Source organism: Pseudomonas sp. FSL W5-0203, assembly GCF_001896155.1.
Taxonomy (GTDB): Bacteria; Pseudomonadota; Gammaproteobacteria; order Pseudomonadales; family Pseudomonadaceae; genus Aquipseudomonas; species Aquipseudomonas paracarnis.
Genome location: NZ_MPOR01000015.1, coordinates 90,599 through 113,549 on the forward strand (window position 1 = coordinate 90,599; position 22,951 = coordinate 113,549).

General features: G+C 61.0%; 21 protein-coding genes. 13 read left to right on the forward strand and 8 right to left on the reverse strand.

From position 1 onward, the window contains the following. The first annotated feature begins 34 nt into the window (after nt 1–34). Together BOP96_RS29675 and BOP96_RS15570 are read left to right on the forward strand one after the other, a co-directional pair. On the forward strand, nt 35–403 hold the full coding sequence (locus BOP96_RS29675) for a hypothetical protein (protein ID WP_130175205.1): 369 nt from the start codon (nt 35–37) through the stop codon (nt 401–403). Between the two features lie 23 nt (nt 404–426). Then, nucleotides 427–1,212: an outer membrane protein OmpK gene (locus BOP96_RS15570; RefSeq protein ID WP_003192827.1), complete on the forward strand. Its 786-nt coding sequence runs from the start codon at nt 427–429 to the stop codon at nt 1,210–1,212. A gap of 108 nt (nt 1,213–1,320) precedes the next feature. Here BOP96_RS15570 and BOP96_RS15575 read toward each other — a convergent pair whose 3' ends face one another. Both BOP96_RS15575 and BOP96_RS15580 read right to left on the reverse strand, forming a co-directional pair. Further along, nucleotides 1,321–2,469, reverse strand: a complete 1,149-nt coding sequence (locus BOP96_RS15575; RefSeq protein WP_060767620.1) for a patatin-like phospholipase family protein — start codon at nt 2,467–2,469, stop codon at nt 1,321–1,323. A 30-nt stretch (nt 2,470–2,499) separates the two neighbouring features. Further along, nucleotides 2,500–3,435 carry a lipid A biosynthesis lauroyl acyltransferase gene (locus BOP96_RS15580; RefSeq protein ID WP_019818602.1) on the reverse strand — a complete coding sequence of 312 codons (936 nt, stop codon included), beginning with the start codon at nt 3,433–3,435 and terminating at the stop codon, nt 2,500–2,502. A 119-nt stretch (nt 3,436–3,554) separates the two neighbouring features. Between BOP96_RS15580 and minC the strand changes: the two genes are divergently transcribed. From minC to BOP96_RS15615, 8 genes are all read left to right on the forward strand, one after another. Next, nucleotides 3,555–4,292: a septum site-determining protein MinC gene (minC, locus tag BOP96_RS15585; protein WP_014719299.1), complete on the forward strand. Its 738-nt coding sequence runs from the start codon at nt 3,555–3,557 to the stop codon at nt 4,290–4,292. 199 nt (nt 4,293–4,491) lie between these two features. Continuing rightward, nucleotides 4,492–5,304 (forward strand): septum site-determining protein MinD, encoded by an 813-nt coding sequence (gene minD / locus BOP96_RS15590; protein WP_003192835.1) that lies wholly within the window; start codon nt 4,492–4,494, stop codon nt 5,302–5,304. 3 nt (nt 5,305–5,307) lie between these two features. Next, complete coding sequence (gene minE / locus BOP96_RS15595; protein WP_003175252.1) at nt 5,308–5,562, forward strand: cell division topological specificity factor MinE; 255 nt, start codon at nt 5,308–5,310, stop codon at nt 5,560–5,562. A 107-nt stretch (nt 5,563–5,669) separates the two neighbouring features. Continuing rightward, nucleotides 5,670–6,305, forward strand: a complete 636-nt coding sequence (locus tag BOP96_RS15600) for an RluA family pseudouridine synthase (RefSeq protein ID WP_003192838.1) — start codon at nt 5,670–5,672, stop codon at nt 6,303–6,305. 195 nt (nt 6,306–6,500) lie between these two features. Beyond that, nucleotides 6,501–7,790: a M18 family aminopeptidase gene (locus BOP96_RS15605; RefSeq protein WP_014719300.1), complete on the forward strand. Its 1,290-nt coding sequence runs from the start codon at nt 6,501–6,503 to the stop codon at nt 7,788–7,790. A 190-nt stretch (nt 7,791–7,980) separates the two neighbouring features. Further along, nucleotides 7,981–8,157, forward strand: coding sequence for a hypothetical protein (locus BOP96_RS30085; protein WP_164545339.1), 177 nt, complete (start codon nt 7,981–7,983; stop codon nt 8,155–8,157). Nucleotides 8,158–8,229: 72 nt separating this feature from the next. Continuing rightward, on the forward strand, nt 8,230–10,395 hold the full coding sequence (locus BOP96_RS15610) for a mechanosensitive ion channel family protein (protein ID WP_019818612.1): 2,166 nt from the start codon (nt 8,230–8,232) through the stop codon (nt 10,393–10,395). A gap of 16 nt (nt 10,396–10,411) precedes the next feature. Further along, nucleotides 10,412–11,758: an amidohydrolase gene (locus BOP96_RS15615; RefSeq protein WP_014719303.1), complete on the forward strand. Its 1,347-nt coding sequence runs from the start codon at nt 10,412–10,414 to the stop codon at nt 11,756–11,758. A gap of 51 nt (nt 11,759–11,809) precedes the next feature. On the opposite strand, the gene BOP96_RS15620 is transcribed toward BOP96_RS15615, so the two are convergent. From BOP96_RS15620 to BOP96_RS15640, 5 genes are all read right to left on the reverse strand, one after another. Further along, nucleotides 11,810–12,034, reverse strand: coding sequence for an MbtH family protein (locus tag BOP96_RS15620; protein ID WP_003192847.1), 225 nt, complete (start codon nt 12,032–12,034; stop codon nt 11,810–11,812). A gap of 82 nt (nt 12,035–12,116) precedes the next feature. Further along, nucleotides 12,117–13,517 carry an aspartate aminotransferase family protein gene (locus BOP96_RS15625; protein ID WP_003192849.1) on the reverse strand — a complete coding sequence of 467 codons (1,401 nt, stop codon included), beginning with the start codon at nt 13,515–13,517 and terminating at the stop codon, nt 12,117–12,119. A 260-nt stretch (nt 13,518–13,777) separates the two neighbouring features. Further along, entirely contained in the window at nt 13,778–14,551 is a 774-nt protein-coding gene (locus BOP96_RS15630; protein ID WP_073453246.1) for an N-acetylmuramoyl-L-alanine amidase, read from the reverse strand. Between the two features lie 123 nt (nt 14,552–14,674). Then, complete coding sequence (locus BOP96_RS15635) at nt 14,675–15,994, reverse strand: ATP-binding protein (protein WP_014719306.1); 1,320 nt, start codon at nt 15,992–15,994, stop codon at nt 14,675–14,677. Next, nucleotides 15,994–16,674 carry a response regulator gene (locus BOP96_RS15640; RefSeq protein WP_014719307.1) on the reverse strand — a complete coding sequence of 227 codons (681 nt, stop codon included), beginning with the start codon at nt 16,672–16,674 and terminating at the stop codon, nt 15,994–15,996. Before BOP96_RS15640 ends, BOP96_RS15635 begins: the two co-directional genes overlap by 1 nt. A 175-nt stretch (nt 16,675–16,849) precedes the next feature. On the opposite strand from BOP96_RS15640, the gene dsbD reads away from it, so the two are divergent. Genes dsbD through dsbG form a run of 3 tightly spaced genes read left to right on the forward strand, consistent with a single transcriptional unit; the run spans nt 16,850 to nt 20,159 of the window. Beyond that, the gene (dsbD, locus tag BOP96_RS15645; protein ID WP_073453248.1) at nt 16,850–18,577 is read left to right on the forward strand and encodes a protein-disulfide reductase DsbD; all 1,728 of its coding nucleotides are present in this window, start codon (nt 16,850–16,852) and stop codon (nt 18,575–18,577) included. Beyond that, nucleotides 18,577–19,422, forward strand: a complete 846-nt coding sequence (locus tag BOP96_RS15650) for a TlpA family protein disulfide reductase (protein ID WP_073453250.1) — start codon at nt 18,577–18,579, stop codon at nt 19,420–19,422. The genes dsbD and BOP96_RS15650 overlap by 1 nt, the downstream gene beginning before the upstream one ends. After that, nucleotides 19,398–20,159, forward strand: coding sequence for a thiol:disulfide interchange protein DsbG (gene dsbG / locus BOP96_RS15655; RefSeq protein ID WP_014719310.1), 762 nt, complete (start codon nt 19,398–19,400; stop codon nt 20,157–20,159). The genes BOP96_RS15650 and dsbG overlap by 25 nt, the downstream gene beginning before the upstream one ends. Before the next feature lie 63 nt (nt 20,160–20,222). On the opposite strand, the gene BOP96_RS15660 is transcribed toward dsbG, so the two are convergent. Beyond that, the gene (locus BOP96_RS15660; protein WP_073453251.1) at nt 20,223–22,811 is read right to left on the reverse strand and encodes a hypothetical protein; all 2,589 of its coding nucleotides are present in this window, start codon (nt 22,809–22,811) and stop codon (nt 20,223–20,225) included. Nucleotides 22,812–22,951 lie beyond the last annotated feature (140 nt).

A 22,951-nucleotide genomic window follows, 5' to 3' on the forward strand; every position in this document is an offset into this window, starting at 1 on the left:
AGTACAAAAATAACAACAAACAGGGAACCCCCACATGCACAACCTTGACATGGGGCCGGCCACACGCCGCGCCCCATTCTTGCCCCTCGCGCTCTGTTACAGCGCACTTGAGCCCAGGCCTGGGAGCCAGTATTCTCCGCGCCCGCTCGAATCGACTCAAAAAAAAACAGCGAATGTAAAAGCTGACCTCAAGGCCAACTTATCCCGGCCTGATGTTTGCTGCCAAAGTGCACAAAAGTCCCCTGAATTCGACTGCATCCGCTGCAGCCGACGGGGATTTTTTGGCTTTTTCAACACCTTGGCGCAGCTCTTGCTAAAAGCATCAAAGCTGACCGAACAGACGATTTTTGCAGCGAACCAAAAGGCGCCACACCAGAGCGCCTGCGTAGAAGAAAAACCATAAAATTTTAACTCGGGAGCAACCGAATGAAACCTATGTTCAAAGGCCTGATGCTGGCTGGATCACTGTTGGCCGGTGGCCAGGCCGTAGCCGGTGACTTGTTGCAATGGCAAAACAACAGCCTGACTTATCTGTGGGGCAAGAGCTTTACCGTCAACCCGCAGATCCAGCAAACCGTCACCTTCGAACATGCCGACGCATGGAAGTACGGCGACAACTTCTTCTTCCTCGACCGTATCTTTTACAACGGCAAGGAAGACGGCAATGTCGGCCCGAATACTTACTACGGCGAGTTCAGCCCGCGTTTGTCGTTCGGCAAGATCCTGGACAAGGACCTGTCGTTCGGCCCGATCAAGGACGTGCTGCTGGCCTTCACCTATGAGTTCGGCGAGGGCGATAACGAGTCCTACCTGCTGGGTCCGGCATTCGACTTGAACATCCCCGGTTTCGACTACTTCCAGTTGAACTTCTACCAGCGCCAGACCGAGGGCAATCGCCCGGGTGACGGCGTGTGGCAGATCACTCCGGTCTGGTCGTACACCATTCCCGTGGGTAATTCCGACGTGCTGATCGACGGTTTCATGGACTGGGTGGTGGATAACGACAAGAACGCCCGCGGCACTTATCACGCCAACCTGCACTTCAACCCGCAGGTCAAATACGACTTGGGCAAGGCGCTGCATTGGGGCGACAAGCAGTTGTATGTGGGTTTTGAATACGACTACTGGAAGAACAAGTACGGGATTGAAGACAGCGGCGCCTTCAAGACAACCCAGGACACAGCAAGCTTCCTGGTCAAATACCACTTCTAAAGGTTGACCGCGGTTCCCTGTGGGAGCTGGCTTGCCTGCGATCGCGATGTGTCTGTGCCAGCAGTGTTGGCTGGCATACCGCTATCGCAGGCAAGCCAGCTCCCACATTCAGTTTGACGTCAGGCCGAGGAAACGAGTGATTTCTTCGCGCTTGGCCAGCGCATCCTTGCGCCCCAGTTCGATCAACTCACTGCAATACCCCGCCTCGAACAACAGATAGCTCAACACTCCTGCCCCGCTGGTCTTGGTCGCCCCCGGCCCGCGCAAAAACACACGCAACGCCGCCGGCAACTCCTGGCGATGTCGTGCGGCGATCTCATCGATGGGCTGGCTGGGGGCAATCACCAGCACCTCTACCGGCGCCAGGCCCTGCACCGCCGCATCCGCAGGCACGACGCGGCTGAACTGGTTCAAGCGCTCCAGCAGTTCGATATCGCTTTCCAGGCTGTCAATGAAGGTGCTGTTGAGCATGTGCCCGCCGATTTGCGCCAGGGTCGGTTGCTGGCCGGTGTAGGTGCGTTGCGTCGAGGCTTCATTGCCCCTTGGGTTGCCGCTCACACCGACGACCAATACGCGGCTGGCCCCCAGGTGCAAGGCCGGGCTGATGGGCGCGGACTGCCGCACTGCGCCATCGCCGAAGTACTCTTCGTCAAGTTTGATCGGAGCGAACAACAGCGGAATTGCGGAGCTTGCCAACAGGTGCTCTACCGTCAGTTGGGTCGGTACCCCAATGCGCCGATGACGCAACCAGGCATCGATGGTGCCGCCGCCCTGATAGAAGGTCACCGCTTGCCCGGACTCATAGCCAAAGGCCGTCACCGCCACAGCCTGCAAGTGCTTGCGGCGGATAGCCTCGTCGATGCCGTCCAGGTTCAAGCGCTCTTGTAACAAGTCGCGCAGTGGCGAACTGTTGAGCAACGCCACCGGCACCTGGCTACCCAGGCCCAACAGGCTATGGATCAGGAAACGACTGGCCTGGCGCATCACCCCCGGCCAGTCACTGCGCAGCACCTGATGGCTGCGAAAGCCCTGCCAGAAGGCCGTCAGCCGTTGGATGGCTGCCGAAAAATCACTGGCGCCGCTGGCCAGGCTCACCGCATTGATCGCACCAGCCGAGGTGCCGACGATCACCGGAAAAGGATTCGCTGCCCCCGCAGGCAGCAATTCGGCAACCGCCGCCAGCACCCCCACCTGATACGCCGCTCGCGCCCCGCCGCCGGAAAGAATCAAGCCTGTGACCGGTTCAGCTGGGCGCATTGCGTCACTCCATGTGAGAAAGGGTTGGGCTTATCGACGGCGCTTTTCGTACAACTTGGGCTCACCCGGCGGTCGGCTCTTGAAGCGGCGGTGGGTCCACAGGTATTGCTCGGGGCATGCGCGTACCGAGGCTTCGACCCACTGGTTGATGCGCAGGCAGTCGATTTCGTCGGTTTCACCCGGGAAGTCGGTCAGCGGCGCATGGATCACCAGGCGGTACCCGCTACCGTCAGCCAGGCGCTCCTGGGTAAACGGCACCACCAGCGCCTTGCCCAGGCGTGCGAACTTGCTGGTGGCGGTGACGGTAGCAGCCTGGATGCCAAACAACGGCACGAAGATGCTTTGCTTGGCGCCGTAGTCCTGGTCTGGCGCGTACCAGATGGCCCGGCCGGCGCGCAGCAGCTTGAGCATGCCGCGCACGTCGTCACGCTCCACGGCCAGGGAATCGAGGTTGTGGCGTTCACGACCACGGCGCTGGATAAAGTCGAACAGCGGGTTGCCGTGTTCGCGGTACATGCCGTCAATGGTGTGCTTCTGCCCCAGCAGCGCCGCGCCGATTTCCAGGGTGGTGAAGTGCAGCGCCATGAGGATCACGCCCTTGCCGTCCAACTGCGCCTGCGTGAGGTGCTCCAACCCTTCGACATGGGCCAGGCGCGCCAGGCGCGGCTTGGGCCACCACCAGCTCATGGCCATTTCAAAGAAGGCGATGCCGGTGGAAGCGAAGTTTTCCTTGAGCAGGCGTTTACGTTCCTTGGCGGATTTTTCCGGGAAGCACAGCTCAAGGTTGCGCGCCGCAATACGGCGACGATCGCCCGCCACGCGGTACATGCCCGCGCCCAGCAGGCGACCAATGTTCAACAGCGCCCGATACGGCAATTGAGTGACCAGCCACAGCAGGCCGAGCCCCAGCCATAGCAGCCAAAAACGCGGGTGAAGAAATACAGCTCGAAAACGCGGGCGATCCATTACAGATTCCGGTAAAGACAAGGGCCGCGCATTCTACAACGGTTCGACTCGGCTTGCGGCGAGTGAGTGTTCTCGTTATAAGTCTCGACACTTTTCGTGACAAGCCGCTTTCGCCGACCATGAGCCAAACCGAACCGCTAGACCAAGATCCCGTGTTCCAGCTAAAAGGCAGCATGCTCGCCATTACCGTGCTGGAACTGGCCCGCAATGACCTCGACGCCCTGGACCGCCAACTGGCCGCCAAGGTCGCCCTGGCGCCAAACTTTTTCAACAACGCCCCGCTGGTGCTGGCGCTGGACAAGCTGCCGGCCGGCCAGGGCGTGATTGATTTGCCCGGCCTGATGCGCGTATGCCGTTCCCATGGCCTGCGCACCCTGGCGATTCGCGCCAGCCGGATCGAAGACATTGCCGCCGCCATCGCCATTGAACTGCCAGTACTGCCACCGTCGGGCGCCCGTGAGCGCCCTCTGGAACCATTGGTCGGCGAAGAAAAGAAAAAACCGGAAAAACCACCGGAGCCTGCGATCAGGCCTACAAAGATCATCACTTCGCCGGTACGCGGCGGGCAGCAGATTTACGCCCAAGGCGGCGACCTTGTGGTGGTCTCCTCGGTCAGCCCGGGGGCGGAACTTCTTGCCGATGGCAACATCCATGTATACGGCCCGATGCGCGGACGCGCCCTGGCCGGCATCAAGGGTGATACCAAGGCCCGTATTTTTTGCCAGCAGTTGACCGCTGAGCTGGTTTCCATCGCGGGTCAGTACAAGGTTTCCGAAGATTTGCGCCGCGATCCACTGTGGGGCGCTTCGGTACAGGTCAACCTGTCGGGCGATGTGTTGAACATCATCCGTCTTTAACGGATACTGCCGCATTTTCCAAGCATCTCTAGACTCTGATAGCAAAGCGAAACCGGCAAGACTTGTGTAGGACTTTTTGGAAGTTGGTGTTTCCCCATGGAAACCCCGTCTTTTTCCTGCAAAGGCTGTCCGCCTGCGGCGAGTTCCAAGAGATGTTTTTCAGGGACCGAAAGTCCTTTTTCCTTAGGGGTGAAACACCTTGGCCAAGATTCTCGTGGTTACATCCGGCAAGGGTGGTGTGGGTAAGACCACCACCAGCGCCGCTATCGGTACCGGCCTCGCTCTGCGCGGCCACAAGACAGTCATCGTCGACTTCGACGTCGGTCTGCGTAACCTTGACCTGATCATGGGCTGCGAGCGTCGCGTGGTGTATGACTTCGTCAACGTGGTGAACGGCGAAGCCAACCTGCAACAGGCCCTGATCAAGGACAAGCGCCTTGAGAACCTGTACGTGCTGGCTGCCAGCCAGACCCGTGACAAAGACGCGCTGACCAAAGAAGGCGTCGGCAAAGTCCTCGCCGAGCTCAAGGAAACCTTCGAATACGTGGTCTGCGATTCCCCGGCCGGTATCGAAACCGGTGCTCACCTGGCGATGTACTTCGCCGACGAAGCCATCGTGGTGACCAACCCGGAAGTCTCCTCGGTACGTGACTCGGACCGCATGCTCGGCCTGTTGGCCAGCAAGTCCAAGCGCGCCGAAGAAGGCCAGGACCCGATCAAGGAGCACCTGCTGCTCACCCGCTACAACCCGGAGCGCGTCAACAACGGCGAAATGCTCGGTGTTGAAGACGTGAAGGAAATCCTCGCCGTGACCCTGCTGGGCGTGATTCCGGAATCCCAGGCCGTGCTGAAGGCATCCAACCAGGGCGTACCGGTGATTCTCGACGACCAGAGCGACGCCGGCCAGGCGTACAGCGATGCCGTCGATCGCTTGCTGGGCAAGACCGTGGAACACCGCTTCCTCGATGTCAAGAAGAAGGGATTCTTCGAGCGTATCTTTGGAGGTAACTAAACAATGAAATTTCTCGACTTCTTTCGCGCCAACAAAAAACCCAGTACCGCATCGGTCGCGAAAGAGCGTCTACAGATCATCGTGGCGCACGAACGCGGCCAACGCAGCACCCCGGACTACCTGCCAGCCTTGCAGAAGGAACTGGTCGAGGTGATCCGCAAGTACGTCAATATCGGCAACGATGACGTGCATGTCGCCCTGGAAAATGACGGCAGCTGCTCGATTCTGGAACTCAATATCACCCTGCCCGATCGTTGATCGAACGGGCGGTCGCCACGGCGGCTTCCACTGGCGGCCCCCTCGCTCCTACAGGGTGAGGGGGCCGTCAGTGGAGCCGCCGTTGGCGTTTGTTACGAGGCTGTTTAATGCCGCTGTCCAATATCCACATCCTGCATCAGGACGACGCTGTCCTGGTGGTGAACAAGCCGACCCTGCTGCTCTCGGTGCCTGGCCGCGCCGACGACAACAAGGACTGCCTGATCACTCGCCTGCAGGAAAACGGCTACCCCGAAGCCCGCATCGTCCATCGCCTGGACTGGGAAACGTCGGGGATCATCCTGCTGGCCCGGGACGCCGACACCCACCGCGAACTGTCCCGCCAGTTTCACGACCGCGAGACCGAAAAGGCCTACACCGCCCTGGCCTGGGGCCAACCGGCACTGGACAGCGGCAGCATCGACCTGCCCCTGCGCTACGACCCGCCGACCAAGCCCCGCCATGTGGTCGACCATGAGTTCGGCAAACATGCACTGACCTTCTGGAAAGTCCTGGAGCGTTGCGGCGACTGGTGCCGCGTAGAGCTGACACCCATCACCGGGCGCTCGCACCAGTTGCGCGTGCATATGTTGTCCATCGGGCATCCGTTGCTGGGCGATGGTCTGTACGCCCATGAACAAGCCCTGGCCGCCTGGCCGCGCCTGTGCCTGCATGCAAGCATGCTCAGCTTCACCCATCCGCAAAGCGGCGAGCGCCTGCGCTTCGAGTGCCCTGCGCCTTTTTGAAGGGCTGATGCGATCAAATGTGGGAGCTGGCTTGCCTGCGATATCGGCGTGCCAGCCAATACATCTGGCACAGAAAGACCGCTATCGCAGGCAAGCCAGCTCCCACAGGGTTTGATGTGGTTCTCGGCCATGCACGCTCACTCCAAATATCTGGCCAATACGGTAAACTCTCGCCACTGCTGTCTGGAGCTATTTATGCGCGAAGCGTTGAATCAAGGCCTGATCGACTTCCTCAAGGCCTCCCCTACTCCTTTTCATGCCACTGCCGCCCTGGCCCAGCGCCTGGAAGCCGCCGGCTACCAGCGTCTCGACGAGCGCGACACCTGGGCCACCGAGGCCAACGGTCGCTACTACGTGACCCGCAACGATTCCTCGATCATCGCCTTCAAGCTCGGCCGCCAATCGCCGCTGCAGGACGGTATCCGCATGGTCGGCGCCCACACCGACAGCCCATGCCTGCGGGTCAAGCCCCAGCCGGAGCTGCAACGCCACGGCTTCTGGCAACTGGGTGTGGAAGTCTACGGCGGCGCGCTGCTGGCGCCCTGGTTCGACCGCGACCTGTCCCTGGCCGGGCGTGTCACCTTCCGTCGCGATGGCAAGGTCGAGAGCCAACTGATCGACTTCAAGCTGCCGATCGCTATCATTCCCAACCTGGCCATTCACCTCAACCGTGAAGCCAACCAGGGCTGGGCGATCAATGCCCAGACCGAGCTGCCGCCGATCCTGGCGCAGTTTGCCGGTGACGAACGCGTGGACTTTCGCGCCGTGCTCACCGAACAGTTGGCTCGCGAGCATGGGTTGAATGCCGATGTGGTGCTCGACTACGAGCTGAGTTTCTACGACACCCAAAGTGCTGCCGTGATCGGCCTCAATGGCGACTTCATTGCCGGTGCACGCCTGGACAACCTGCTGTCGTGCTACGCCGGCTTGCAAGCCTTGCTCTCCAGCGACACCGATGAAACCTGCGTGCTGGTGTGCAACGACCACGAAGAAGTCGGCTCCTGCTCGGCCTGCGGTGCCGATGGCCCGATGCTGGAACAGACCCTGCGTCGCCTGCTGCCCGAAGGTGAAGAATTCGTACGCACCATTCAGAAATCCCTGCTGGTGTCGGCAGACAACGCCCACGGCGTGCACCCCAACTACGCCGACAAACACGACGCCAACCACGGCCCGAAACTCAACGCCGGCCCGGTGATCAAGGTCAACAGCAACCAGCGCTACGCCACCAACAGCGAAACCGCCGGGTTCTTCCGCCACCTGTGCATGGCCCAGGAAGTGCCGGTGCAAAGCTTCGTGGTGCGCAGCGACATGGGCTGTGGTTCGACCATCGGCCCCATCACTGCCAGCCACCTGGGCGTGCGCACGGTGGACATCGGCTTGCCGACCTTTGCCATGCACTCGATCCGCGAGCTGTGCGGCAGCCATGACCTGGCGCATCTGGTCAAGGTGCTGGGGGCGTTCTACGCCAGCCGCGACTTACCCTGAGACCGAGGCGCGCCCATCGCGGGCAAGCCCGCTCCCACATTGATCTGTGAATGCATTTCAGTGTGGGAGCGGGCTTGCCCGCGATGGGTTTCCAAACAGATATAAGGCTATCTGACTCACATCAACTGCACTTCTGCCAATCCGGCCTAGACTTGTCAGAACTTCCAGTCCGACAAGGCCGCCCCTCGCCATGATCTCAATGTCCTCATTCCACGCCATGCTGATCCCCATCCTGATCGGCATGATCATGCTCGCGGTCGGCTTCAACTTTCGCGACAAGCCTCTGGGCGTGTTTGGCATGTGGATCGGCATGCTGTTGATCCTCGGCACCGTGCTCTACAAGATCCTCGCCAAACTGGCGCAGTGACAAATGCGCTCGCATTGGGCATAGCGGCCTCGTACACTCGGTCAATTCGTCGTTTTCAAGGTTGACCGCCTCGTGCTTTCCCGTCTGTTTGCCCTGCCCTGCTACCTGCTGATCGCCCTGCTCACGCTGCTGCCAGTGATGCCCGCCCAAGCCGTGGGCTTGCCCGGGATGCTGGGCGGCTCCAGCAAGACCCAACCCCAGGCCGAAGTGCCCTTGGGGCAGTCGCTGGACGAAGTGATCAAGACCCTGGAAAACGATCAGCAACGCACCCAGTTGCTCAGCGACCTGAAGAAGCTGCGCGCCGCCACACAAAAGGCCCAGCCCGCCGCCGAACTCGGCGTACTCGGGTTGATCGGCAGTACGCTGTCGGGCTTTGAGCAGCAGTTTTCCGGCGCCGACAGCCCGTTGGGGCGCTGGTCCAATGAAGTCGACCTGGCCAAGGATGAACTCGCCGCCCTGATGTTGCCGGCCAGCGAATGGCTGCCGATCATCTTCGGTTTTGCTGTGATCCTGGCTGTGTGGAGCCTGCTGGCCGCTGCGCTGATCTGGCTCAGCCATCGGGTGCGCGAGCGTTTCGGCCTGCCCGAAGAGCTGCCGCAGCACCCGCGCACTTGGGACATGCTGCGCTTTGCCCTGCGCAAGCTGGGCCCCTGGTTGATTGCCCTGGTGATCACGGTTTACCTGAGCTACGCCCTGCCTTCCTCCCTGGGCAAATCCCTGGCCATGGTGCTGGCCTATGCCTTGGTGGTCGGCACCTGTTTCTCGGCCATCTGCGTGATTGCCTTCTCCGTACTCGACGGCCCGCACCGCCACCGCGCCCTGTATATCCTGCGCCATCAGGCGTTCCGCCCGCTGTGGTGGATCGGCAGCTTTGCCGCCTTCGGTGAAGCCTTGAGCGACCCGCGCCTGGTTGCCGCGCTCGGCCAGCATCTGGCCCACACTGCCGCGACCGTGGCCAATGTCATGGCGGCGTTGTCCACCGGGGTGTTTATCCTGCGGTTCCGCCGTCCGATTGCGCACCTGATCCGCAACCAACCGCTGTCGCGCCGCCTCAACCGCCGAGCGCTCACCGATACCCTGTCGATCATCGGCACCTTCTGGTACATCCCGGCTCTTCTGCTGGTGGGCATCTCACTGTTCGCCACCTTCCTGTCGGCCGGCGACACCAGCACCGCCCTGCGCCAGTCGCTGCTGTGCACGGTGTTGCTGGTGTTGTGCATGGTGATCAACGGCCTGGTGCGCCGCCACGCCCTCAAGCCGCACCGCGGGCACAAGCGCCATGCGCTGTACTCCGAACGCCTCAAAGGCTTTGTCTACACCCTGGTGCACCTGGTGGTGTGGCTGGTATTTATCGAACTGGGGCTGCGGGTCTGGGGCCTGTCGATGATTCGCTTTACCGAAGGTGAAGGCCATGAAATAGCCGTGAAGCTGTTCGGCCTCGGGGGCACGTTGCTGTTTGCCTGGCTGATCTGGATCCTCAGCGACACCGCGATTCACCACGCCCTGACCCGCTCGCGCAAAGGCCTGGCCAACGCCCGCGCGCAAACCATGATGCCGCTGATCCGCAACGTGCTGTTCGTGACCATCTTCATCATCGCCGCCATCGTGGCGCTGGCGAACATGGGCATGAACGTTACGCCACTGCTGGCCGGTGCGGGCGTGATCGGTATCGCCATCGGTTTTGGTGCGCAATCGCTGGTAGCCGACTTGATCACCGGGTTGTTCATCATCATCGAAGACTCCCTGGCCATCGACGACTACGTGGACGTCGGCGGCCACCTCGGTACCGTAGAGGGCCTGACCATCCGTACCGTGCGCCTGCGCGATATCGACGGCATCGTGCACACCATCCCGTTCAGCGAAATCAAGAGCATCAAGAACTACTCCCGCGAGTTCGGCTACGCCATCTTCCGGGTGGCGATCCCTTACAACATGGAAATCGACGACGCGATCAAACTGATGCGCGAGGTCGGCCATGCCATGCGCAACGACCCGCTGCAACGCCGCAATATCTGGTCGCCGCTGGAGATCCAGGGCGTGGAAAGCTTCGAGTCCGGCAGCGCGATCCTGCGCGCACGCTTCAAGACCGCGCCGATCAAGCAGTGGGAAGTGTCGCGGGCATTCAACCTGTCGCTCAAGCGGCACCTGGATGAAGCCGGGCTTGACCTGGCGACACCGCGCTTGAGCGTGCAGGTGCAGACTGCCGGCAGCGTGCAGGAGAAAGATCCACAACAATAGGCAAGGAGAGGTTGGTATGCGAATGAACGGTCTGACACACCAATGGGTTTTGGGTCTGCTCGGCGCGGTCGCGAGCAGTGCAGTGATCGCCGCCAGCAGCGGCCAGGACAGTGCCCGGGAAACCATTGCCGCCCAGGCAAAAATCCTCGAACCCAGCCTGTTGGAAACCCGCCGCGATATCCACGCCCATCCCGAACTGGGCAATACCGAAACCCGCACCGCCGAGTTGGTCGCCAAACAGTTGCGCGAACTCGGCCTTGAAGTAAAGACCGGGGTGGCCCGCACTGGCGTCGTCGCCATCTTGAAAGGTGCCCTGCCCGGCCCGACCGTGGCCCTGCGCGCCGACATGGATGCGCTGCCGGTCAAGGAAGTCGCCGACCTGCCCTTCGCCTCCAAAGCCAAGGGCACCTACCTGGGCAAAGAAGTCGACGTGATGCACGCCTGCGGCCACGACGCCCATACCGCTATCCTGCTGAGCACTGCGAAGATTCTTACCGGGATGCGCGAGCGCCTGCCCGGCACCGTGGTGTTTTATTTCCAACCGGCCGAAGAAGGCCCCAGCGACTTTATCCCCGACGGCAAGAACACCTGGGGTGCGAAGATGATGGTGCAGGAAGGCGTAATGAAAGCGCCCAAGCCTGACGCGGTGTTTGGCCTGCACGTATGGGCCGGTGTGCCTGCCGGGCAAATCGCCTATCGCCCGGGCCCGACCCTGGCCAGCTCCGATGACCTGCGCATCAGGATCCTCGGCAAACAGACCCACGCCGGCCGCCCCTGGGACGGTATCGACCCGATCACCGTCGGCGCGCAAACCATTGTCGGCTTGCAGACCGTAGTCAGCCGCCGTACCGATATTTCGTCATTCCCCTCTGTGGTGAGCATCGGCACCATCAACGGTGGCACCCGCTATAACATCATCCCCGAGTCGGTGGACATGAGCGGCACCATTCGCTCCTACGACTACGGCATTCGCCAGAAGCTGCATGGGGATGTGCGCCAGACCGTAGAGAAAATCGCCGAAAGCGGTGGCGCCAAGGCCGAAGTGACGATCATCGAGAAGTACGACCCCACCATCAACAATCCGGCGCTGACCGAGAAAATGCTGCCGAGCCTGCGCTGGGCGGCTCAGGATGATGTGGTGCAAGGCCCGTTGGTGGGTGGCGCCGAAGACTTCTCGTTCTATGCCAAGGAGGCGCCGGGGCTGTTTGTCTTCCTGGGGGTGACCCCAAGGGATCAGGACATGAGCAAGGCGGCGCCAAATCACAACCCAGGGTTCTTTGTGGATGAGTCGGCGTTGGTGGTGGGCGTGAGGACGCTGGCGTCGTTGGCGACGGATTACCTCTACACCCACACATCACTGTAATGCTTGATGTGGGAGGGGGCTTGCCCCCTCCCACATTTGAACCCAGGTGAATCAGTTGGCGAGGGCCGCGCCGTCCATTTTCTGGCGCAGGCTCAGCGGGCGCATATCGGTCCACACTTCCTCGATGTAGGCCAGGCATTCTTTCTTCATGCCGCTCTTGCCCACGGTGCGCCAGCCTTCCGGCACGGCCTTGTAGTCGGGCCAGATCGAATACTGTTCTTCATGGTTGACCACTACCTGAAAGAGGATGTCGTCGCGGTCAAATACTGAGGTCATTGCTGTTCTCCGTCGCTCAAAGGCTGGCTGCGCACCACGCGCAGCACTGATATCTGTAGAAACGTACCAAGGGCCTGGAAAATTAGACGCTGGCCACGGCCGCCGCCAAGGCGCGCCCGAAAATCTCGGCCACCTGGTCGACTTCGCCAGCGGTGATCACCAGCGGTGGCAGAAAACGCACCACACTGCCATGGCGCCCGCCCAGTTCCAGGATCAGCCCGCGCTTGAGGCATTCGCGCTGCACCAGCGGCGCCAACTGGCGATGCACCGGTGGGTGGCCCTGACTATCCGGCGTGCCAGTCGGGTCTACCAGCTCCACCCCCAGCATCAGCCCACGCCCACGGATATCCCCCAGATGCGGGAAGTCGCGCTGCAGGATGCGCAGGTGTTCGCCCAGGCGCTCGCCCATGGCCGCCGCATGGCCCGCCAGGTCGTGATCCTTGAGGTAGCGCATCACCGCCGAGCCCGCCGCCATCGCCATCTGGTTGCCGCGGAAGGTCCCGGCATGGGCGCCCGGCAGCCAGGTGTCGAGCCAGTCGCGATACACCACCACCGCCAGGGGCAGGCTGCCGCCAATCGCCTTGGACATGACCACCACGTCCGGGATGATGCCGGCGTGTTCGAAGGCAAACATTTTGCCGGTACGCCCAAAACCACTCTGGATTTCATCGACGATCAGCGCCACCCCCGCTTGCGCGGTGATACGGCGCAGGCCACGCAGCCAGTCGAGGTCCGCCGGGATCACGCCACCCTCGCCCTGGACCACTTCGACAATCACCGCCGCTGGCAGCAACACGCCGGCTTCCGGATCGTTGAGCAGATTTTCCAGATAATGCAGGTTGACCCGCACACCTTCGGCGCCACCCAACCCAAACGGGCAACGGTAGTCATACGGGAATGGCAGGAATTGCACGCCATTGCCGAGCAAGGCGCCCAAGGGTTTCTTCGGCCCCAGGCTGCCCATCAAACTCAGCGCGCCCTGGCTCATGCCGTGATAGCCGCCCTGGAACGACAGCACGGTGCTGCGCCCGGTGGCAGTGCGCACCAGCTTCAACGCGGCTTCCACCGCATCGGTGCCGGTGGGACCGCAGAACTGGATTTTCGCTTCTCGCGCCAGTTCCGATGGGAGCAAACCGAACAGGTCCTGCACGAATTGATCCTTGACCGGCGTAGTCAGGTCCAGAGTATGCAGGGGCAGTTCGTCGCTCAGCACTTGCTGGATGGCCTGGATCACCACCGGGTGGTTATGCCCCAGCGCCAGGGTTCCGGCGCCGGCCAGGCAATCGATGAACCGACGCCCCTCGACGTCCTCCACGTAGATGCCCTTGGCGCGCTTGAGCGCCAAGGGGATGCGCCGAGGGTAGCTGCGGGCGTTGGATTCCTGCTGGCGCTGGCGGGCCAGCAGCGGACTTTCGTCAAACTGATAGAGCGTTTCCGCGGCCTGCACCGGGGCGTCTTCGATACGGCTGGTAGCGACTGACATCTCTGGATCCCTCAATACGCTGTTGATCGTGACCAAACTGCCGATCCGTTGGCGTCTGGCCCAAGGGCATGCGCACGGATTTCCTGTTGTGGAGACGCTTCAGGTGCACGGGGATTTAGGAAGTTGGTCGGATATTTACCGATTGTGGGGAGATTAAAATGTGGGAGCGGGCTTGCTCGCGAAGGCAGTGTGTCAGTCGCTGCATCGGTTACTGCACTACCGCTTTCGCAGGCAAGCCAGCTCCCACATTTGAACAGCGCTCAGCTCCGAAGCCCGCGGTATTTTTCATTCAGCGCATAAAGAATCGCGCACGTCTCTGCATCCAGGAATCCACAATAATCCCGTGGCCGAAAGTGCATCTGGAACGCCCGGGTGCGCTGCTCAAAGGCCCGGCGATTCTGCGCCGGCTTATACCCATAACGCTGAAACGCCCTCTCCACCTCGACCTCCGGCGGCAAGCCGACACAAAAGCGGCGCTGGTACATCGCCCGCGTCTGCTCATCAAACCAAGCCCCAATGCCGGCTTCATGCAGCAGACGCCAGGGCAGCCGAGGCCCCGGATCGCTCTTGCGCCAGTAGGCCACGTCCGAATGCCCGAGCCAGTCAGTAGGGCCGACCTGCGGATAGCGCTCCAGCAGGTCGCGAAGCAATGCAATCAGTAGGTCAATCTGCGCGGGTGCGTATTGCGTAAAGGTAAAGACGCCCGCGTCATCCCGCGCCAGGTTGACGATTTCAATGCCCACCGAGCGGCTGTTGAGATCCGCCTTCCCCGCCCAATAACTCACGCCGGCGTGCCAGGCGCGCTGGCCCTCGTCCACCAGGCGAAACACGCGCAGCTCTTCATAACCGGCAGCACAGTAGCTGGGCTCATCGGGGTCGGGCAGCAGGTAGTGGGCGCTGACGCCATCTTGAGTGAGGGTGCGTAGCGATGAAGCAAAGGGCGCTGCGGTGTAGTGCACAATCACCTGCTGCACGGATTCGCCGCGGCGGTCGTTGAAATCCCTGGCAGGGAAACTGGTGTCGATCACCAACATAAGAACAGTCCTTTTCAATTCAGGCCGACTCATTCGGCCCGTTCAAGCACAAAAAAATTACCGCCATCCTGAAGACTTGAGCCTCAGGCGGGCGGTAATTATTTGCCACGTGAAAAGGGCAGCTCAGCGCCGCAACGGCATGCCCAGGTCGACCCGCATACCATCGGGCTGGCTGTCGAAGTGCAGCGAGCAGGAGCAACGCTGCACGATCGCCTGGACAATCGCCAAGCCCAGGCCACAACCTTCGCTGCTGCCATTGCGCCAAAAGCGTTGGGTGAGGTATTGCAGGTCTTCGCTGGAGATCTGCTGGCCATGGTCACGCACGCGGAACACCACGTTATCCGGGGTAGAAAACACCTGCAGTTCCACGCGGGTATCGGCGGGGGTATGGCGCAAGGCGTTGTCCAGCAGGTTACGCAAGGCCGCGACGGCAAGGCCAACGGGCATTGCCACTGGAACAGGGGAAAGATCCGGCGCCAGGATCAGATCAATGCGTGAATTGTCGCCGGCGTTGGCATCCTGGATCGCCAACCGGGCGACTTCCTCGGCACTGGATTGCAGGCCATCGTCAAACGACAGGCTGCCCTCCACCCGCGCCAGCAACAACAGTTGCTCCAGAGTGCGATGCAAGCGGTCGGCGCCCTCCTCGGCGTGCGCCAGGGACTGGTCGCGGGCCGCGCCCTCGGTCATGCGCGCGACTTGCAGGTGGGTCTTGATCGCGGTCAACGGGCTGCGCAGCTCATGGGCGGCGTCGCCGGTCAGGCGACGTTCGCGCTCGATGGTCTTGGCGATGCGCTGCAGCAGTTGGTTCTGGGTGTCGAGCAACGGCTTGAGTTCACTGGGCAGCGGGTGAATCTGCAAGGGTTCCAGGGAATCGGCACTGCGCCGCATCAAGGCATCCCGCATACGGTTGAGCGGCACCAGGCTTTGGCCGATGCCCAGCCATAGCAGGCACAGGCAGCCCAGCAATGCCACACCGACCGGCACCGACGCCGCCAGCAGGATCGACAGGTTGAGGGCTTCACGCTCCACCTGGCGGTCGGCGGTGGTGATCAGCAAGTCGCCACGGGACAGGGTAAAGCTGCGCCAGCCCACGCCGTCGATGATCTGGTCGCGAAAACCGCTGCGGCGCGACTCCAGCCCTTCCTCCGGCGTGGTATGGCTGCGCGCCAGGATCTCGCCGCGCAACGAACTGACCTGGCAGGCCATGCCGCCCGGCACATTCAGTTGTTCGGTACGCAAATGCGCGCCACCGCTGACGCTGGCCAGGCCCGGCATCTGCTCGGTGAGCCCGGCTACCATGCGCGCCGAAGCCACCAGGCGCTGGTCGAGGGAAAACATCATCTGGTTGCGCAAATCGTTGAGCATCCAGGCGGCCGCCAGCACCCAGATCAGTACAAAAGCGGCGCCCAGCTTGAACGTCAGGCGCAGGCGCAAGCTCATCACGGCGTGTTTTCTCCCCCATCAGCGGTGCCCAGGCGATAGCCCAGCCCCCTGACAGTTTCGACGATGCCATTGCCCAACTTGCGCCGCAGGTGGTGGATATGCACGTTGAGGGCGTTGCTTTCCAGTTCGTCGCTGAAGCCGTAGACGCTGTCCTTGAGCTGTTCACTGGACAGTACGCGGCCCTTGTTGTGCAAAAGCGCCTGCAACAACGCCTGTTCACGCCGGGACAAATCTACCGGCTGGCCGCCGAGGAAGGTCTCGCGGCTGCTGGGGTCGTAGGCCAGGCGGCCATGTTCGATCAGATTGACGCTGCGTCCCGCCACACGGCGCAGCAGGGTTTGCAGGCGAGCAGCGAGTTCACGCAGGTCGAAGGGCTTGAGCAGGTAGTCGTCGGCGCCGGCTTGCAGGCCGTCGACGCGGTTGGTCACCGAGTCCCGCGCGGTGAGGATCAGCACCGGAATGTCCAACCCCTGGCTGCGCTGTTGTTGCAGCAGCTTGAGGCCGTCTTCGTCGGGCAGGCCAAGGTCGAGCACCATAATGTCGAAGGCCGCGGCCTTGAGCATCGCCCGCGCCGCCGAGGCCGTGGCCACGCGCTCCACGGTAAAGCCCTGGGCGGTCAGGCCGGCCACGATGCCACTGGCGATCAGTTCGTCGTCTTCACAGACCAGTACGTGCATGGTTAACCCTTCATAAAAGATGGCGCGATTAGAAAAGCCACGGATTAAGCGCGCATTATGCCGCTAAAGTTCGCAACACCGGATAATCCCTACGCTCTAGAATAGCGGCGGTTAATCATCGGTTAATCAACGCCACACATTGTGTGCCTCACTTGCATCGAACTAAGGCTTGACCATGCGGCATCTGTTTACCTTTCTGCTGGTGTTGTTCGCGGGATTCGCCCAGGCAGCGCCGGGCAGCCCCTTCGAAACCAAACCCGACTTCCTCCCGGTGGGCAAAGCCTTCGCCTTTACCTCCGAACGTCTTGAGAGCGGCGAAACCCAGCTGTTTTGGCAGATTGCCGACGGTTATTACCTTTACCAGCAACGCATGAAGTTCGACGGCCTGGCCGAAAAACCCGTGCTGCCCGAGGGTGAAGCCCATAGCGACGAGTTCTTTGGCGAGCAGCAAGTCTATCGCCAGGGCCTGGAAGTGAAGATCCCCGCCGGCACCACCGGCCAGGTCAAGCTCGGCTGGCAGGGCTGCGCCGATGCGGGTCTGTGCTATCCGCCGCAGTCGATCACCGTGGACCTGGGCGGCAACCCGGCCGTCGCCGCGACCGCGCAAGCCCAGGACCAAAGCCTGGCCAGCGGCCTGCAACAGCGCAGCCTGGGGTGGAGCCTGCTGGTGTTCTTCGGCCTGGGCCTGCTGTTGGCGTTTGCGCCCTGCTCGTTGCCGATGCTGCCGATCCTCGCCGGCCTGGTGGTGGGCAGTGGCGCCAGCCCGCGCCGTGGCTTTGCCCTGGCCGGCAGTTACGTGGTGTGCATGGCGCTGGTGTATGCCGCCCTGGGGGTGATGGCCGCGTTGCTCGGCGCCAACCTGGCGGCGTTGCTGCAAACCCCGTGGATCCTTGGCAGCTTTGCCGCGTTGTTCGTGCTGCTCGCCCTGCCGATGTTCGGCTTCTTTGAACTGCAACTGCCCGCCTTCCTGCGCGACCGCCTCGATAACGTCAGCCGCCAGCAAAGCGGTGGCAGCCTGGTGGGTGCCGGTGTGCTCGGCGCATTGTCCGGCCTGCTGGTGGGGCCGTGCATGACCGCGCCCCTGGCCGGCGCCCTGTTGTATATCGCTCAAAGCGGCAATGCGCTGCACGGCGGCCTGATCCTGTTCGCCATGGGCATCGGTATCGGCATTCCGTTGTTGCTGTTGGTCACTGTGGGCAACCGCTTCCTGCCCAAGCCGGGCACCTGGATGAACGTGCTCAAGGGCATCTTCGGCTTCCTGTTCCTGGGCACCGCGGTGCTGATGATTCGCCCGGTGGTCGGCGACAGCCTGTGGATCGGCCTGTGGGGCGCCTTGGCGCTGGTGATGGCGTACTGTGGCTGGGCGCTGGCCCGTGAGTCCGGCCTGGCGGCCAAGGTATTCGGAGCTGGTTCCCTGGTGCTGGGTCTGTGGGGCGCGGTGCTGGTGGTGGGGGCGGCCGGTGGCAGCGATGAGCTGTGGCAACCCTTGAAGGTCTACAGCGGCTCAAAGGTCGCCGGTGCACCGAGCGCCCACGATGCCTTCACCACGATCAACGACCCGGCCGTGCTGCAAAGCCAGCTCGACAGCGCCAAGGCCCAGGGCCAATGGGTGCTGCTGGACTACTACGCCGACTGGTGCGTGTCGTGCAAGATCATGGAGAAACAGGTGTTCGGCAAACCCGAGGTGATGGACGCGCTCAGAGACGTGCGCCTGTTACGCCTGGACGTCACCGCCGACAACGCCGCCAGCCGCGAGCTGCTGGGCCGCTACAAAGTGCCAGGGCCACCGAGCTTCGTGTGGATCGGCCCGGACGGTGAAGAACGCCGCGCCCAACGCATCACCGGGGAAGTAGACGCCGCCGCCTTCCTGCAACGCTGGACCCAGACGCGGGACGCTCTCTGATGCTGACCCTTACCATCGGCACCTTCGCCATCGCCCTGAATCACCTGCTGCTGATCAGCGCGCTGATTCTCGCCACCCTGGTGGGCTGGCGCGTGGCCAAGCGCGGCGGCGAAAACCCGGAGTCGGTGCTGTTCAGCCTGTTTCTGCTGGGCCTGCTCGCCGCCCGGGTCAGCTTTGTGCTGATGTACTGGAGTTATTACAGCAACGACTGGGTGAAAATGGTCGACCTGCGTGACGGCGGCTTTCTCGCCTGGCCCGGGATCATCGCGCTGATCCTCGGCGCGCTGGCGTACGGCTGGCGTCGCCCGACCCTTCGCAAGCCGCTCAGCGCCGGGGTGATCACCGGCCTGTTGTTCTGGGGCATGACCAGCCTGTCCCTGAGCCTGTACGAAAAAGGCACACGCCTGCCGGATATCACCCTGCGCAATGCCAATGGCGAGGTGGTGCAACTGGCGGATTATCAAGGCGGCCCGTTGGTGATCAACCTCTGGGCCACCTGGTGCCCGCCGTGCCGGCGCGAAATGCCCGTACTGGAAAACGCCCAGCGCATGCGCCCCGACGTGACCTTCCTGTTCGTCAACCAGGCCGAAAGCATGCAAAGCGTCAGCACCTACCTGGCCACCCAGGGCCTGACCCTGGACAACGTGCTGTTCGACGCCAGCGGCCGCCTCGGCCAGGCCGTGGGTTCCATGGCCTTGCCGACTACGCTGTTCTACCAAGCCGATGGGCGCCTGATCAACAGCCACCTGGGCGAACTCTCCGAAGCCAGCCTGGCTCGTGCCATGGAACCCTTCGACAACACCACGACAAGGAAACCGACATGCCTCGCCTCCGCCACCTGCTGACCCTGCTGCCTTTGACGCTAGCCGCTACGCTGGCCCAGGCCGAAGACCTGCCGGCCCCGATCAAACAGATCGAAGCCAAGGGTGCCAAGATCATCGGCAAATTCGATGCGCCCAGTGGCCTCACCGGCTACGCCGCCCAGTACCAGAACCGTGGCATGGCCCTGTACCTGACCGCCGACGGCAAGCATGTGATCGCCGGCAACCTGTACGACGCCCAAGGCAATGACCTGAGCACCGCGCCCCTGGAAAAACTGGTGTACGCGCCGATGGCAAAGGAAGTCTGGGCCAAGATGGAAAACAGCAGCTGGATCCAGGACGGCGATAAAAACGCCCCGCGCACCGTCTACCTGTTCAGCGACCCCAACTGCCCGTACTGCAACATGTTCTGGGAACAGGCCCGCCCGTGGGTGAAGGCCGGCAAGGTGCAGTTGCGCCACATCATGGTCGGCATCATCCGCGAAGACAGCCCAGGCAAATCCGCCGCCCTGCTCGCCGCCAAAGACCCGCAAAAAGCCCTGCAAGAACACGAAGCCGCCGGCAAGGGCAGCAAGCTCAAGGCGCTGGAAAAGATCCCGGCCGAGGTTGAGGCCAAGCTTGATGCCAATATGAAGCTGATGGATGAACTGGAGTTGTCGGCGACGCCGGCGATTTTCTATCTGGATGACAAGGGGGGGTTGCAGCAGCAGCAAGGGGCGCCGTCGCCGGAGAAGTTGGTGAAGATTCTTGGGCCGAAGTAATCAGCCCTAAGTTCGTGAACAAGAATGCCTGTGTTAACGCAGGCATTCTCGTCATGGCCCCGATTAAACTTCCTCAACAACCAGCAATGTCACATCAAAATCATTACCCCCCATCCCCAATTGCACATTATCAATACTGAGCCTTACTACAGACGATGACGGAGTAAACACACCTTTTAACGTTCTCCAGATCCGTGTATCCAATAGCGTCGGGGTGACAATTTCTTTTCCCGAAGCGACTAGAGCAATTATCGGCAACGGACGCGCGCCACTGTTATCACGAACGTCGACACTGAACGTGTAGGTACGGCCAATCTCCAGGTCGCTGAATACTTTGAACAACTTCTCTCTCTGAGTAGCCAAGTCTCGAGTGTTGGTATAACCCCAATCAAACAAATAATGTTGACCGCCCACTTGTTTTGGAACCATGTCCCTGGGGTCTGCGGCACCCGCTCCTTTTTGCCATCCATTCCAGCCTTTTTTACTAGGGTCAAAATCAGTTATATCGCTGAATCGTTTGCGTAGCGTCAATAGCAGTGCCGGAAACTCGATCGCATCAGACACACTGGTACTGCCATCAGTGTTCACCTTGAAGACAATGGTCAAAGGTGTCTTATCGCGAAACCCTTCCAGATCGGAACGCGCTAACACACGCTTCAGGCCGTTGTTCACATCAGACAGCGTAATCAACTCATCCGTCATCACGTGAACGGTGTGTGAAGAACCGTCCTCCTTAGTGCCGGTACATTCCAACCAGCCTTTCTGTCCTTCCAGCGCGAACCACCAAGCCCTATCGAAGTTTTCGTCATTGACGGCTATATGTGCATCTGCGGGGAACGTCCGTAGATCCAGGACCCCACCTTGGGCAGCAGGTGACGTAGCCTCTGGCACAACGGGTGTCGGCAACCGGGTCGGCACACTGATCTTCAACGCAAGCGTCTTCGACGGCGCCAGCTTACAAGTACTGGTCACTATGTAATGGATCAGGATGGTTTTACCTGCACCCTGGATCACCGCTTCACGCGGGATCGCGAAATCCACATAGCCCGGATCGCTGTTGCCCGGTTTTGATTCCAACGGCAGGCTCGTACCGTCCGGTTTGACCCACTTCACCCCGATCGTATGAAGGGAGCTAATCCGCTCATACTCCACCCGCACCGTCACACCGTTCCGCCCATTCCAGATGGTCAGTTGATCATCCACCGCTTGGCACACCCTTGGAGGGGGTAGTGTCAAAGCCTCTTGCTCGATGCTGAAAGTCCGAACTGGGAACTCGACGGCAGTCTCCCACGCACACTGACCGTCGAAGTTCACCGCAAAATGCAGTTCAAACTCTTTACAATCCTCCAGCTTTTGCAACTTGGCCCGGGAGATCGGTGTATCGACCCCATCGTGTAACCAGGCGGCTTCAAGCGGCACGCCTTCCAACACATAAAAACAATAGTCGCTACCATCCTCAAGCGTACCGGTCACCCACATCCAGCAGCAGTCCTGCTCAATGGCATAACTCCAAATGGGCACCACGCCCGTTGCGTCGCCGCGAAAAGTATTGAGGTCCAGCCTATTACCCGTGGACTGTTCAATATCCGACTTCGGCAACCCCGTTATACCCAGCACTTTTACCCTGCGTTCGGGTGACGGCCATTGGCTGCCATCGCAGCGCGTGACGTCGTACATCAAGGTAATGGTTTGCTTAAAGTTGGCGCGAATCGCAGAAGGCGGTACCGCAAATACCAGGCTGGTTTCACCTTCATCCGGTTGGCGGCACTCCAGCACCGGCGTTCCAGGCCCCGGCGTCCCGAAAAACTTCGGGCATACCGTGTCACCGCTGCACATGCCCTCATACCCCACAGTGATATGCGCACCGTCAACCGTGTTTATGGGATTGATCACCCAACCGTCGAACTCGGTGTGTACTGCTTCCTTGAGGTCAGGTGGCGACAGTTCCAGGTGAGGTTCGGTGAGCAATGTCAACAGTAGAGAGGGGAACGATCTATAGGGAGTAGCCCGGCTGAAGCGCACGGAGGCCAAAATAAACAGTTCGCTGTCATGTTTAAGTTGTTGGAACAACTCCCGAGGGATTGCTCGACGCCAGCCCAGGCGTATGTCTTCGTCGGTAACCGGTTCATCCTTGAATGGGTAGAGTCTGGCCTTGGACCCATCGGGATAGATACCGCCTATATAGCACTCGACCGTCTGGATTGTGTCGGCAAATACCCAGGGTGGAAGGTAAAGAATCGGATCTTTACAGCACAACAAAGAAAGATCCAGTTTGCCATCGGTTGCTTTGAGAATTTGCACCTGAGGCAGGTTCGAGGGCAGGCTGATCCATACTTGACCTTGTAAGGACGTTTGATCATCCCCGTTTCGGGTAACGGTGTAAGTGAACAACACGTAATTGTCCAACCATAGTGCTATGTATTCGGCAGGGATATAAATGTTGATACAGCCTGCGTCGCTGCCATTCTGGGGTGGTATCGGCGGATAAGCGCTGCCAGCCAGTGGCCAATTCAGCGTGATACGGTCAGTTGCCTGCATGTCGTCGTAGCAGGCGCTGACATTGCCTCCGTCTATCAGAGTGAGTGAATCGACACGGCCATTTTCAGCCTCAACTAGCGTTGGCTCGGGCAGATCCAGCAATAATTTGGGCATGGGGAGAGGTCCTTTTTCAATTGGCAGGAAATGCCGAGGTACAGGTGTAAGTCCTGATCGACACCGCGCTATCACATCGAAAAAACGCCTTTTTTCCTACTGTCAGAATTGACAGTTCGCGCTGAAAAAACCGCGCTGCC